The organism is Nonomuraea sp. NPDC000554 (assembly GCF_040300065.1).
GTDB lineage: Bacteria > Actinomycetota > Actinomycetes > Streptosporangiales > Streptosporangiaceae > Nonomuraea.
Window position 1 is genome coordinate 273,074 of sequence record NZ_JBEPDC010000002.1, and the last position, 13,368, is coordinate 286,441.

At 71.0% G+C, this 13,368-nt stretch carries 10 protein-coding genes; 6 read left to right on the plus strand and 4 right to left on the minus strand.

Annotated elements, in window-relative coordinates; translation table 11 throughout:
* Positions 1 to 44: 44 nt before the first annotated feature.
* Both eccCa and ABT294_RS05215 read left to right on the plus strand, forming a co-directional pair.
* Positions 45 to 4,067: a type VII secretion protein EccCa gene (eccCa, locus tag ABT294_RS05210; protein WP_350803671.1), complete on the plus strand. Its 4,023-nt coding sequence runs from the start codon at positions 45 to 47 to the stop codon at positions 4,065 to 4,067.
* Between the two features lie 64 nt (positions 4,068 to 4,131).
* Positions 4,132 to 4,872 carry a hypothetical protein gene (locus ABT294_RS05215; RefSeq protein ID WP_350803673.1) on the plus strand — a complete coding sequence of 247 codons (741 nt, stop codon included), beginning with the start codon at positions 4,132 to 4,134 and terminating at the stop codon, positions 4,870 to 4,872.
* Between the two features lie 23 nt (positions 4,873 to 4,895).
* Here ABT294_RS05215 and ABT294_RS05220 read toward each other — a convergent pair whose 3' ends face one another.
* Positions 4,896 to 5,201 carry a hypothetical protein gene (locus tag ABT294_RS05220; RefSeq protein ID WP_350803675.1) on the minus strand — a complete coding sequence of 102 codons (306 nt, stop codon included), beginning with the start codon at positions 5,199 to 5,201 and terminating at the stop codon, positions 4,896 to 4,898.
* A gap of 96 nt (positions 5,202 to 5,297) precedes the next feature.
* Between ABT294_RS05220 and ABT294_RS05225 the strand changes: the two genes are divergently transcribed.
* Entirely contained in the window at positions 5,298 to 5,639 is a 342-nt protein-coding gene (locus ABT294_RS05225; protein ID WP_350803676.1) for a hypothetical protein, read from the plus strand.
* Positions 5,636 to 6,805: a transglycosylase SLT domain-containing protein gene (locus ABT294_RS05230; RefSeq protein WP_350803678.1), complete on the plus strand. Its 1,170-nt coding sequence runs from the start codon at positions 5,636 to 5,638 to the stop codon at positions 6,803 to 6,805. Before ABT294_RS05225 ends, ABT294_RS05230 begins: the two co-directional genes overlap by 4 nt.
* Positions 6,806 to 6,879: 74 nt before the next feature.
* On the opposite strand, the gene ABT294_RS05235 is transcribed toward ABT294_RS05230, so the two are convergent.
* The 3 genes from ABT294_RS05235 to ABT294_RS05245 all read right to left on the minus strand — a co-directional run bounded on the left by ABT294_RS05235 (position 6,880) and on the right by ABT294_RS05245 (position 10,612).
* The gene (locus ABT294_RS05235) at positions 6,880 to 9,000 is read right to left on the minus strand and encodes a serine/threonine protein kinase (protein ID WP_350803679.1); all 2,121 of its coding nucleotides are present in this window, start codon (positions 8,998 to 9,000) and stop codon (positions 6,880 to 6,882) included.
* A gap of 110 nt (positions 9,001 to 9,110) precedes the next feature.
* Positions 9,111 to 10,253: a type VII secretion-associated serine protease mycosin gene (gene mycP, locus ABT294_RS05240; RefSeq protein WP_350803681.1), complete on the minus strand. Its 1,143-nt coding sequence runs from the start codon at positions 10,251 to 10,253 to the stop codon at positions 9,111 to 9,113.
* Positions 10,254 to 10,339: 86 nt separating this feature from the next.
* Positions 10,340 to 10,612 (minus strand): WXG100 family type VII secretion target, encoded by a 273-nt coding sequence (locus tag ABT294_RS05245; protein WP_350803683.1) that lies wholly within the window; start codon positions 10,610 to 10,612, stop codon positions 10,340 to 10,342.
* A 123-nt stretch (positions 10,613 to 10,735) separates the two neighbouring features.
* Here ABT294_RS05245 and ABT294_RS05250 point away from each other — a divergent pair, with 123 nt between their 5' ends.
* Complete coding sequence (locus ABT294_RS05250; RefSeq protein ID WP_350803684.1) at positions 10,736 to 11,467, plus strand: SDR family NAD(P)-dependent oxidoreductase; 732 nt, start codon at positions 10,736 to 10,738, stop codon at positions 11,465 to 11,467.
* A 62-nt stretch (positions 11,468 to 11,529) separates the two neighbouring features.
* Positions 11,530 to 13,284 carry an acetyl/propionyl/methylcrotonyl-CoA carboxylase subunit alpha gene (locus ABT294_RS05255; protein ID WP_350803686.1) on the plus strand — a complete coding sequence of 585 codons (1,755 nt, stop codon included), beginning with the start codon at positions 11,530 to 11,532 and terminating at the stop codon, positions 13,282 to 13,284.
* The last annotated feature ends 84 nt before the right edge of the window (positions 13,285 to 13,368 follow it).

Consider the following 13,368-nt stretch of genomic DNA (forward strand, 5'->3'; position numbering starts at 1 on the left):
TTCTGGTAAGAAAGTCTTTCAACATCACAGGAGGCAGTTCCAGGGTGAGCATCGTCATCGTGCGGCGCCCCGAGCGCCGGCCCAGTCCCAAGCCGCCCCGCGGCGAGATCCTGCTGGAGTCGCCGCCGGAGATCCCCGAGGTCCAGGGGCAGGGTTTCATGATGGTCCTGACGTACCTGCCGATGGTGGCGGGCGGCGCGGCCATGGCGCTGATGTTCACCTCGAACGGTGGCGGCAACCCCCTCATGTACGTGGCGAGCGGGCTGTTCGCCTTCTCGATGGTCGGCGTGACCATCGGCCAGATGGGGCGCCAGTCGGGCGAGCGCAAGCACCGGCTGAACGGCCTGCGCCGTGACTACTTCCGGTATCTCGCGCAGGCCAGGAAGAGGTCGCGCAGGGCCGCCAAGCAGCAGCGCGAGGCGCTCGAATGGGGCGGCCCCTCACCCGAGTCGCTGTGGTGGGTCGCGATGAGCCCCCGGTTGTGGGAGCGCCGGCCGCGCGACGAGGACTTCAGCACGGTGCGGCTCGGCACCGGCGTGCAGAAGCTGGCCATCCAGCTCGTCCCGCCCGACTCCAAGCCGGTCGAGGACCTCGACGCGCTGTCGGCGGGGGCGCTGCGCAGGTTCGTGCGCGCGCACTCGACCGTCTCCGAGCTTCCCGTGGCCGTGGCCCTCGGCTCATTCGCCCGCATCAAGCTGACCGGCGACCCCACGGCGATGCGCGACCTCGTCCGGGCGATGATCGCCCAGGTGACCGTCTTCCACGCCCCCGACGACATGCGGATCATGGTGTGCGCCGACGACGAGTGGATGCCCCACTGGGACTGGGTCAAGTGGCTGCCCCACGCCCTGCACCCGGACGAGGTGGACGCCGCCGGCCCCGTGCGGCTCATGTGCGACAACCTGGCCGACCTCGACAGGCTGCTCGGGAGCGAGCTCAAGGAGCGGGCGCGGTTCAAGCCCGGTTCCCCCTCCGACTCCCTGCCGTACCACATCCTGATCATCGACGGCGGGCACGTGCCGCACGACTCGCAGCTGGGAATCGACGCCATCCAGGGCGTCACGGTGATCGACCTGTCCGACGCCTCGGGCCCCGTCGACGAGAAGAGCACGCTCAGGCTCGACATCCAGCCCGACGGCTTCCACATGGTCAAGATCGACCACGCCGGCAAGCAGAGCCAGACCCGGCTGGGCGACCCCGACCAGCTCGACTACCTGCGCGCGGAGGGGCTGGCCAGGCAGCTCGCCCCGCTGCGGCTGTCGAGCGGCACGGGCGGGGGCGAGGTGCAGGACGTCCTGTCAGCCAACACCACGCTGACCGACCTGCTCAACGTAGGCGACCCGACCCGGCTCGATCCCACCCAGACCTGGCGTGCCAGGGCGGGACGTAACAAGCTGCGGGTGCCGATCGGGCTCGGCGCCGACGGCCGGATGGTCGACCTCGACATCAAGGAGTCGGCACAGGGCGGCATGGGCCCGCACGGGCTGGTCATCGGCGCGACCGGGTCCGGCAAGAGCGAGCTGCTGCGCACCCTGGTGCTCGGCCTGGCGATCACCCACTCGTCGGAGATCCTCAACTTCGTCCTGGTCGACTTCAAGGGTGGCGCCACCTTCCTCGGGCTGGACACGCTCTCGCACGTCTCCGCCGTCATCACCAACCTCGAGGACGAGCTGCCGCTGGTCGACCGCATGCACGACGCCCTGCACGGCGAGATGGTGCGCCGTCAGGAGCTGCTGCGCGCCGCGGGCAACTACGCCTCGCTGCGTGACTACGAGCGCGCCCGCGAGCAGGGCGCCAACCTGGCGCCGATGCCCACCCTGTTCGTCATCATCGACGAGTTCAGCGAGCTGCTGACGGCCAAGCCCGAGTTCATCGAGCTGTTCGTGATGATCGGCCGCCTGGGCCGCTCGCTCGGCGTCCACCTGCTGCTGGCCTCGCAGCGCCTCGAAGAGGGACGGCTGCGCGGCCTGGACACCCACCTGTCGTACCGGATCGGCCTGCGCACCTTCTCGGCCATGGAGTCGCGGGTGGTGCTGGGTGTCGCCGACGCGTACGAGCTGCCGTCCGCGCCGGGCAACGGCTTCCTCAAGTTCGACACCACGGGCATGACGCGGTTCAAGGCCGCCTACGTCTCCGGCGCGTACCAGGCGGACCCCCGCCAGGCGGCCGACCCCGACGGCGGCCCGTCGATCCACGAGGTGGTGGAGTACACCCCGGCCTTCGCCCCGATCCCGGTCGTGGAGGAGCCGAAGGCGGAGGTCGTGCCCGCCGAGGAGAAGGGGCCGCAGACCAGCCTGCTGGACATCGTCGTGAGCCGGCTGGAGGGTGCGGGCCCCGCCGCGCACCGGATCTGGCTGCCGCCGCTGGCCGAGCCGCCCACCCTCGCCCACCTGCTGCCGCCGCTGTCGGTCACGCCGGATCTCGGCCTGACGACGCCCGGCTGGGCGGGTCGCGGCAAGATGCACGCGGTGGTCGGCATCATCGACCGGCCCTTCGAGCAGCGACGCGACCCGTTCTGGCTGGACCTGTCGGGCGCCGCCGGGCATGTCGGCATGGCCGGCGGCACGCAGAGCGGCAAGAGCACGATGCTCCGTTCGCTGATCACCAGCATGGCGCTCACCCACACGCCGCGTGAGGTGCAGTTCTACTGCCTGGACTTCGGCGGCGGCTCGCTCGGCACCCTGGACGGGCTCCCCCACGTCGGCGGCGTGGCGACCCGGTTGGACGCCGACCGCGTGCGCCGGACCATCGCCGAGATCTCCAGCATCATGCGCGACCGCGAGCGCCTGTTCGGCGAGCTCGGCATCGACTCGTTCGCCTCCTACCGGCGCCAGGTCGCGGAGGGGCAGATCGAGGGCGACGGCTGGGGCGACATCTTCCTGGTGGTCGACGGCTGGCTGACCATCAGGCAGGAGTACGAGGCGCTGGAAGGCGTGATCACCGACCTCGCCGCGCGCGGCCTGGGGTACGGCATCCACGTGGTGGCCGCCACCAACAAGTGGTCCGAGTTCCGGCCCGGCATCCGTGACCTGTTCGGCACGCGCATCGAGCTCAAACTGGGCGACTCCTACGAGTCGGAGATCAACCGCAAGGCGGCGATGGCCGTGCCGGAGGGCATGCCGGGTCGCGGCCTCACCAAGGACGGCATGCACTTCCTGGCGGCGCTGCCGAGGATCGACGGGGTGCAGAACGCCGAGGACCTGGCGGTGGGAGTGCGTGCCCTGGTGCAGGCGGTGCGGGAGGCCTGGAAGGGCCAGGCCGCGCCGGGCGTGCGACTGCTGCCCGCGGTGCTGCCCGCCGCGATGCTGCCAGGACCGGACGCGACGGGCCCGAAGCGGATCCCGATCGGCATCGACGAGGCCACGCTCTCGCCCATGCTGCTCGACTTCGAGGCCGACCCGCACTTCATCGTCGTGGGCGACACGGAGAGCGGCAAGTCCAACCTGCTCAGGGTGATCTCCGAAGGGCTGGTGGCCAGGCAGACGCCGCGCGAGGCCATGCTCATCGTCATCGACTACCGGCGCGCGCTGCTGGACACCGCGGTCACCGAGCACCGGATCGGCTACGCCGCCTCCAGCGCGGCCGCCGCCGAGCTGATCAACAACGCCCGCGGGGCGCTGCTCAAGCGGCTGCCCCCCGCCGACCTCACACCGGACCAGCTCAGGACCCGCAGCTGGTGGCAGGGCTCCGACCTGTACATCATCGTCGACGACTACGACCTGGTCGCCGGCACGACGAACCCGCTGCTGCCCCTGGCCGACCTGATGCCCCAGGCACGTGACATCGGCCTGCACCTGATCGTGGCCCGCCAGATGGGCGGCATCGGGCGAGCCATGTTCGATCCGATCATCACCAAGATGAAGGACCTGGCCAGTCCGGCGGTGATCCTCTCCGGCAGCAAGGACGAGGGTTACCTCTTCGGCAACGTCCGTCCGCATCCGCTGCCGACCGGCCGTGGCTACTACGTCGAGAGGCGGTTCGGCTCCCGTCTGACCCAGACCGCCTTCCTCCCGCCTGCCGAGCCGCCTGCGGATCCGCCCGCCGATCCGCCTGCGGAGCCGGCCTGAGATCACTGGTGGCGGCGCGGAGATCGTCCGTAAGATCACGTATACCCGACCTCGGAGTTCCATCGTGAGTCTTGAGCTACCCGGCGGGGTCCAGCTGGCCCTGGCGCTGACGGGCAACTCCGCGCCCGACTGCACCCCCGAGTCGCTGCTGGGCGCCTGCCGGCGGCTGATCGGCTTCACCGACTCGGTGAACTGGCAGAGCGCCAAGGCGACCGCCGCGGGCGAGCAGCTGAGGGCCGGCAACTCCGGCGGCGCCATCACCGCGATGCGCACGAGCACGGCGGGCGAGGACGGGGCTCCGGCACAGACCAGGGAGATCGTCAGGGCCGCGCTGGCGACCGCGACCGGTCAGGCCTCAGGGAGCTTCCTGATGGCCGCCCTCAAGCTCTCTCTCGCCGCGGCCGCCGTCATCCTGATCCGCAGGCTGTGGGCGGCGGGGTTCTTCGGCGCGGCCGGGAAGGTCATCGCCGAGGCGACCATCAAGGGCATCGGGGCGCTCATCCGGGTCCTGTTGCGTACGACGTACCGGTTGCTGTCCGCCATCTGCCGCTGGCTGTTCGAGCGGGCCGGGGCGCTCCTGGCCAGGCGGCGGGCGGCCCGGCTCGCCAGGCCGCACCTGCCGAAGGGGACGGCCGCGCCGTCCAGGACGGCGCAGCCGCACCTCGGCAAGCCGGCAACGGACCCCGCGGAGGAAGCGGCGGAACAGGCGAGAGCGGTCAAGGCCTGGGAGCAGGCGGCCGCAAAGCGGCGCAGCCAGCCCGGTAAGCCGCCCGGCAAGCAGGGCGGTGAGCCGGGGAACGAGTAGGGAGGCGACGCCTGAGGAGCGTCTCAGGCGTCCGCCGCGGTCTGTTCGATGGTCGCCACGGTGTCGAGCTCGGCCCCCCGGTGGGTCGCCGACATGGTCGTGACGCGGTCCGCGTCGCCCTGGTGCCACTCGGCCAGGTCGGCGCACCTGTCGTACAGCATGCGCAGCACGGCCTTGTCGAGGGCACCGATCGTGGCACCTACCTCGCCGCCGCCCCACCGGTCGCCAAGCGCGGCGAGGTCCTCCCGGAGGAAGGTCGCCTCCCCGGCCACGGCGCGGGCCGCCTCGGAGTGCTCGGACGCCGCGCGTTCGAGGCTCGAATGGGTCACTCTGTTCTCATAATCTTCAATCCCACCAGGTGTCACAAGTAACATCATTACCGTCTTTCCCGACAATGCGCACGGACCGCCAGAAAGGACGACTCTGTGGCAGGCGTCGATCTGAGCCAGAAAGCACTCGAGCAGCTACAGGACTCGGTGAACGGTCGAGCCACCGACATCGTCAAGCTCAAGGACGGCAAGCCCATGGACAAGACGCCGGGCGAGTTCGGCGCCGCGTTCCCCGGGAAGAAGCCCGCCTCCAAGGTCTTCGGCAAGCTCGCCGACTCCGAAGGGCTGGCCTCCGCCGTGGACACCGTGGAACAGAAGGTGTCCGACGAACTGGACGCGGCCAAGCACCGCCTCGACGGCGTGGAACGCGCCCTCGACCAGGTCCGGCGGAACATCCGCACGGCCGACAAGGCTTCCACCGGGAAGGACGAGAAGTGAGCCTGCGTGAGCAGATCGCCGCCCTCACCAACGGCGACAAGTTCACCGCGGTCATGGACAAGGTCGACGGCGACCCGGAGGAGATCAGGCGCATCGCCTCCCGCTGGAACCTCGCCGGATACGACGCCGTGGGCAACATGAACGTCCTGGCGGGCGCGGTCAAGAGGGTGGACGACCACTGGAAGGGCGACTCCGCCGACGCCTTCGTCACCTACATGGGCAAGTACGGCAAGGCCGGCCAGGGGATGAACGACGCGCTGGTGGACTGCGCCGGCAAGCTGAACGACGTCGCGGACGCCCTGGTCAAGGCCAAGACGGACGTCAACAGGATCGGCGACAACCTGCTGCAGCAGGTCGCGGCCGTGCGCACGGCGCACAAGAACGACCCCGACGCCACCCAGGACGATCTCGACAAGGCCATCTCCGGCAAGGTCAGCGCGGCCGCGACGGACGCGCAGCCCGCCGTGGACGCGGTCGAGAGCGTGATGTCCACGTCGCTGTCGAGCATCAACAAGCGCTTCGGCGAGGAGAAGGTGCTCTTCTCCGACATCCCGCCCGCCGGTGACCAGGACTTCGTCCCCGCCCCCGGGCACAAGGTGGAGTGGGTCGCGGTCTCCCCGGCCGAGCTCGAGCGCACCCAGCTCGCCGGAGGCGGCGGTGGTGGCGGGGGCGGCGGGGGCGGGGGCGGCACGAGCGGGTCGAACAGCACCGGCAGTTACGGCTACACGGGCACGTCCTCGGGCGGCACCACGCCGCAGCCGAAGTCCGAGGTCGTCAAGTGGATCAAAGAGGCGATCGACGTCATCAAGTCGCCGGAGATGGCCGCGATCATGCGCAAGCGCGGCATCGACGTGAGCGACCTGGATCCGAACGACCCCAAGGACATCGAGCGGATCTGGACCATCATCTACCACGAGTCGGGCGGCAACCCTAGCGCGATCAACAACTGGGACATCAACGCGCAGAACGGTGTCCCGTCGCAGGGCCTCATGCAGACGATCCCGCCCACGTTCGACGCGAACAGCCTGCCCGGCCACAAGCAGATCCTGGAGCCGGTCGACAACATCATCGCGGGCGTGCTCTACACCTACAGCCGCTACGGCAACCTAGCGAACCATCCGGGCATTTCGTCGCTGGAGAGCGGCGGCGGCTACCGCCCCTACTGACACGACGAGAGGACGTGCCCCGCCCGCGCGGAGCACGTCCTCTCCCTATCCGTCCAGGTTTCCCGGACGGGCTGTCACCCGCAGTTCCCCCAGCCTTCGCTGGTGCTGCCCGAGCCGGCGCTGCCCGCGTACTTCACGCACTTGCCCTTGGCCGGGAGCCTCACCGGCCCGGCGTAGTACTCGAAGTTGCCGCTGTCGGTCTGGCTACCGCCGCCCTGCACCTCCAGGGTGGCGCTGACCGGGGTGGACTTGCCGATGTCCGTGGTCTTGATCGTCACCACGCAGTTCACGCCCGAGCCGCTGTTGTACAGCTGGTAGGTGACGCCTCCGTTGAACGAGCTGGACCGCTGGACGGAGAAGCCGCTGCCGCAGACCTGGGTCGCCGTGTACGGGTTCCTCGTCTGCGTCGGGGACGGCTTCGGCGCCTGGGTCGTCGGCTTCTCGGTGGGAGTCGGCTTCGGGGCCTCGGTCGTCGGCTTCTGGGTGGGAGTCGGCTTCGGCGCCTCCGTCGTCGGCTTCCTGGTCGGAGTCGGCCTCGGCGCCTCCGTCGTCGGCCTCTCAGTCGGCCTCTCCGTAGGCCTCTCGGTCGGCCTCTCCGTCGGCCTCTCGGTCGGCTTCTCCGTCGGGGTCGGCTCCTCGGTCGGCTTCTGGTCCTCCGTCGGCGTCGGCGTCGGGGTGGGCCTGTGCCGCGTCCTCGTCGGGGTGGGCTCCGCCTCCTTGGCCGACTCGGTCGGCTTCTGCGTCGGTTGCGCCGTGATCGTCACCGTCGGCTGCGCGATCGGCTGCGTCGCCAGGGGCTGGGGCTGCGTGGGCACCTGCGTCGGAACCGTGCTCAGCTCCGGAACCGGCGCCGTGGTCGGCTCGTCCCTGGGCAGCTCGAACGGCAGCACGCCGGTGGCCTGCGGCGCGGGCGTGTCAGCCCAGGGCACCGTCACCTCCGCCTGAGCCGTGGGCGCCGGCTGCTGCTGCTGTTGCTGCACGTCGACGGAGGTGGGAGCGTCCTGCGCGCTCGCCGCCGTGGAAGGGGACAGCGTCTTGTCCGCCGCTGCCGCCGCCGGCTGCAGGGTGGTCTGCGTCGACGCGTACCGGCTCGCTCCCCACAGGCCGAGAGCCGAGACCAGGACGACCGCCGCGGAAGCCGCGACCAGCCCGATGGGGAACGACCTGCGCGGCGGGATGCTCGTGGCGGCCTGCATCGGCCCGGGCGGCGACCAGGACTGCTGCGGCTCCTGCGGCCCCGGCACGGGCGGCGGCCCCCAGGTCGGCGCGGCGGCGGCCGGCTCGGGCACCACCACGGGCGGGGGCGGCACGGCCAGTCCCTGCAGATGCACCTGCCCCTGCAGGGGCGCCTCGTCACGCGGCGCGAGCAGCAACGTCTCGTCGCCGAGCGGAGCCTGCACGGGCACGGCGAGCTGCCCCGGGTCCGGGACGGGACCGGCGACCGGCAGGCCGGAGCTCTTGTCGCCCATCAGCTGCAGCAGCGCGGTGTACGTCGTCGGCCGCTGCGCGACCAGCTTGGCCAGGCAGGAGAGCACGACCCGCCGCAGCGGCTCCGCCAGCTCACCCAGGTCCGGCGCCGCCTTCATGACGGCCTCCGCGTCCTGGCCGAAGGGCGGCCGGCCGGTGGCGGCGAACGTCACGACGGACGCCCACGAGAAGACGTCCGAGTAGGCCCCGAAGGACTCGCCGTTCAGCTGCTCGGGCGAGCGGTATCCGACCTCGCCCATCGGCTCGCCAACCGCGACGTCCGTGACCCGGGGGCCGTCCGCGCCCATGATCACGTTGTTCGGGCTGAGGCCGCCGTGCACCAGACCCGCCAGGTGGATGGGGGTCAGCGCGGTCAGCACGCCCACCGCGACGCGCTCCAGCGCGTCCGCGGACAGCGGGCCCTCGGCCTCGACGAGTTCGGCGAGGCTGCGCCCCTCGACGTGCTCCCTGACGACGTACGGCCGTCCCTCCCACGCGCCCGTGTCGAGGACCCGCGCGATGTAGGAGCTCGACACCCGCTGGGCGGCCTTGAGCCGATGGACGGCCTCGGCTTCGTCCGGCGTGCCGGGCAGCAGTTTGATCGCCCTCGGCGTCCCGTCGTCGCTGTCACGCCCCAGATAGACGACCCCACGGGGCCCTTCGCCCAGCCGTCCGATGATGGCGTAGTCGCCTACCTGGTCGGGATCACCCGGAAGCAAGGAGTCCATGAGAGCCCTTCCAATGACAAATCATGATTCGCGGTACATTGAACCAAATTTGTCACAGCAGCATCAGGGGTTTCGGACCCTAATGATCGTTGTTCATCCGATCGATGCCATCAGGTGCGGCGGCCCGCCCGCCAACCCCTCCGCCTGCCCATCGGCACCACCATGCGGCCGACGACGAGAGCTCCCATGCCTGCCAGCGCGCCCGCTCCCACGGCCATGCCGACGTTGATCGCGCGCTGGTCGACCGGCGGCGCCTTGGCCACGAGCCCTGCCGACAGCGGGGCGGGCGGCGGCCCGGCCACCACCACCTGATCCGTCGGGAGGACCGCGGTGATCGCGAGCAGCGGGTTCACCATCCCGGCCCCCGTGCCGTCGCCGAGCGCGCCGTCGGCGGTGTTCTCGATCCGCCGCCGCACCTGCTCCTCGTTCAGGCGCGGATACCGGGAGCGCACCAGCGCGGCGACGCCCGCCACGTACGGCGCGGCGAAGCTCGTCCCCTTAAGGTCGCTGCGGAAGGAGCGGCCGGTCCACGAGCTGGTGATCTTCTCGCCCGGCGCCACGACGCCGACCCTGGATCCGGTGTTGGAGAAGTCGGAGCGCCGGCCGTCCTCGGTGACGGCGCCCACCGAGAGCACGCCCTCGTAGGCGGCCGGATAGGCGGGCGCGGTGACGCCGCCCTTCTCGACGTTCCCGGCCGCGGCCACGATCACCACGTCGCGCGAGAGCGCGTAGTCGACCGCCTGCTTCAGGTCGGGCTGGTTACTGGCCTGGACGGAGATGTTGATCACATCGACGCCGGCCTCGGCCGCCTTGACGATCGCGTCGGCGAGCTTCCCGACCTCGCCCTCCTGCTCGTTGGTCTGCTTGTACGAGATCAGCCGGGCCCTCGGCGCGACCCCGTAGAAGGGAACGCCCTGGAGGTAGCGTCCGGCGATGATGCCGGCGGTGGCGGTGCCGTGCCCCACGCAGTCGCGATGCCCGGTGCGGGTGAGATCCACCTGCTTGACGACCGCTCCGGCCAGCGACGGGTGCTTGAGATCGACGCCGCTGTCGATGACGGCGACGGTGACCCCCTCGCCGCTTGTCAGCTTCCACACGCTCCGCGCGTTCAGCCGCTTCTGCGCCCACGACTCCCCGACCTGCATCGAGCCCTTCTCGGGGTTGCACCGCACGGGCTCGGCGTAGGCGGCTGCCGGCGCGGCGGCGACTCCCGCGGCGGCCAGCGCGCATGCCAGAAGGATCCGCTGGATCATGACCGAGAAGCATATATTGCCCCGGTCTGGCGAGCCTGGCGGGCTCGCGAAAAAGCCCCGGCGAACGCCGGGGCTCTCCCGATGGATCAGCGCGTCGCGGACTCGATGTTGGTCTGGTACGTGGTGATGACCCGACCGGCCTCGTTCAGCTCTTCCGTCATGCGCTGGAACGCCGCGCGGTAGCTCTGCCAGGCGTCGCGGAACTTCTCCGCCCCCGGACCTGTCCAGGCGGTGCCGACCTTGCCCGCCTCGCGGTCGAGCGCGGCCATCGTGGAGCGCACCGCTTCCGACTGCTGCCTGAATTGGGCGGCCATTTGCTGCATTTCACCCGGGTCGCCACCGAGCATGCTCTGGCCCATGCATACCTCCAGGATCGATGGGAAAGCGCACTCACCATAGATGCGCATCCCACGCCTCGCCGCCGTTATGCCGAGCGGCTATGGTCTACCAGAGGAATGTTCGGCCGAAGGAGTGTCCCGTCCATGCGCGAGGTAGTGGTCACCGGCGGCGGAACCGGCATCGGCTACGCGGTGGCCGCGGCGTTCGTCTCGCTCGGCGACCACGTCACGATCACCGGCCGCCGCGAGCACGTGCTGAAGGAGGCCGCGGAGCGGCTCGGCGCCGCGGCCGTGCCCTTCGACGCGTCCAGCCCGCACGCCGTCGAGGAGGCCGCGCGGAAGCTGCCGGAGCGGGTGGACGTGCTGGTCAACAACGCGGGCGCCAACACCAACCTGGACCGCAGGCAGCAACCGTCCGGCACCGCCGACCTGACGGGCGTGGCCGAGGCGTGGTGGGCCAACCTCAACGCGAACCTGATGTCGGCGGTGCTCGTCACCACCGCGCTGCTGCCGCGGATGAACAAGGGCGGCAGGATCATCTCCATCGGCTCCATCGCCGCGCGCGGCACGGGCTCCGGCTCGTACGGCGCGTCCAAGGCGGCCGTCGAGTCGTGGACCGCCGACCTGGCGGCCGAGCTCGGCCCGAGGGGCATCACCGCGAACGTGGTCGCGCCCGGCCTGGTGGTCGACACCGAGTTCTTCCGTGGCAGGCTGACCGACGAGGGCATCATGGCCCGCGTCCAGAACACCCGCAACGGGCGGCCCGGGACTCCGTCGGACGTGGCCGATAGCGTGCTCTTCCTCGCCTCACAGGGGGCGAGGCACCTGACAGGGCAGGTGGTGCACGTCAACGGCGGCGCTTATCTGGGCCGCTGACGACAAGCCGGCAACCGGCGCCTAAAATCCGTTGGGTGCCCGTCGAGGAAGGACCAACGTCGGTGCAGAAGGTTCTGATAGCCAACCGAGGCGAGATCGCCGTGCGGGTCGCCCGCGCGTGCAAGGACGCCGGAATCGGCAGCGTGGCCGTCTACGCCGACCAAGACCTCGACTCGCTGCACGCCAGAGTCGCCGACGAGGCGTACGCGCTGGGCGGGCAGTCCCCCGCCGAGACCTACCTCGACATCGCCAAGCTGCTGAAGATCGCCCAGCAGTCGGGGGCCGACGCGGTGCACCCCGGCTACGGCTTCCTGGCCGAGAACGCCGACTTCGCGCAGGCCGTCCTCGACGCGGGCCTGACCTGGATCGGCCCGCCACCCGCCGCCATCGCCGCGCTCGGCGACAAGGTGCGGGCCAGGCACATCGCGCAGAAGGTCGGCGCGCCGCTGGTCGCCGGCACCACCGACCCCGTTTCGGGCGTCGACGAGGTGGTCGCGTTCGCCGAGGAGCACGGGCTGCCCATCGCGATCAAGGCCGCGTACGGCGGCGGCGGGCGCGGCATCAAGGTGGCCCGCACCCTGGAAGAGGTCCCCGAGCTGTACGAGTCGGCGGTACGCGAGGCGGTCGCCGCCTTCGGCCGCGGCGAGTGCTTCGTGGAGCGCTACCTCGACCGTCCCCGCCACGTCGAGACGCAGTGCCTGGCCGACCACGACGGCAACGTGGTCGTGGTCAGCACCCGCGACTGCTCCCTCCAGCGCCGCCACCAGAAGCTGGTCGAGGAGGCGCCCGCGCCGTTCCTGTCGCAGGCCCAGTTCGAGACGCTCTACTCCAGCTCCAAGGCGATCCTGCGCGAGGCAGGCTACGTCGGCGCCGGCACCTGCGAGTTCCTCGTCGGCCAGGACGGCACGATCTCCTTCCTGGAGGTCAACACCCGGCTGCAGGTCGAGCACCCCGTCACGGAGGAGGTCGCGGGCGTCGACCTGGTCCGCGAGATGTTCCGCATCGCCGACGGCGAACCGCTCGGCTACGGCGACCCCGAGCTGCGCGGCCACGCGATCGAGTTCCGGATCAACGCCGAGGACGCGGGCCGCGGCTTCCTGCCCGCGCCGGGCACGCTGAGCGTCATGCGCCCGCCGTCCGGCCCGGGAGTGCGGCTCGACTCCGGCTACGAGACGGGCATGACCGTGCCGGGCACGTTCGACTCGCTGGTGGCCAAGCTGATCGTGACCGGACGCACCCGCCAGGAGGCGCTGGAGCGCTCGCGCAGGGCGCTGGCCGAGTTCGAGATCGACGGCATGCCGACCGTGCTGCCGTTCCACCGCGCGGTCGTGTCCGACCCGGCCTTCGTCTCCGAGCCGTTCACCGTCCACACCCGGTGGATCGAGACCGAGTTCGACAACACCATCGAGCCCTACGCGGGCGACGTCTCCGCCGAGGAGCCCGAGCCGCGCGAGAGCGTGACGGTCGAGGTCGGGGGCAAGCGCCTGGAGGTGGTCCTGCCCGCCGGTCTGGGCACGGCCGGCCGGTCCGCGGGCGCGCCGTCCCCGGGCAGGGCGGCCAAGCGGCGGGCGGGCGGCGCCAAGAAGGCGGCGGCCGGCGGCGACGCGCTCGTCAGCCCGATGCAGGGCACCATCGTCAAGGTCGTCGCCGGCGACGGCGACACCGTGGCCGAGGGCGACACCGTCGTCGTGCTGGAGGCCATGAAGATGGAGCAGCCGCTGGCCGCGCACAAGGCCGGCACGATCACCGGCCTGACGGCCGCGGTCGGCCAGACCGTCACCTCCGGGGCGACCATCTGCGAGATCAAGAACGCCTGACCGGAGGCCCCAGGCTGTCCGGCCACCCAACGCACCCGGCCGACTCCGTACGGGTAACGTGCAGACTGAGGAACTTTGCCGATC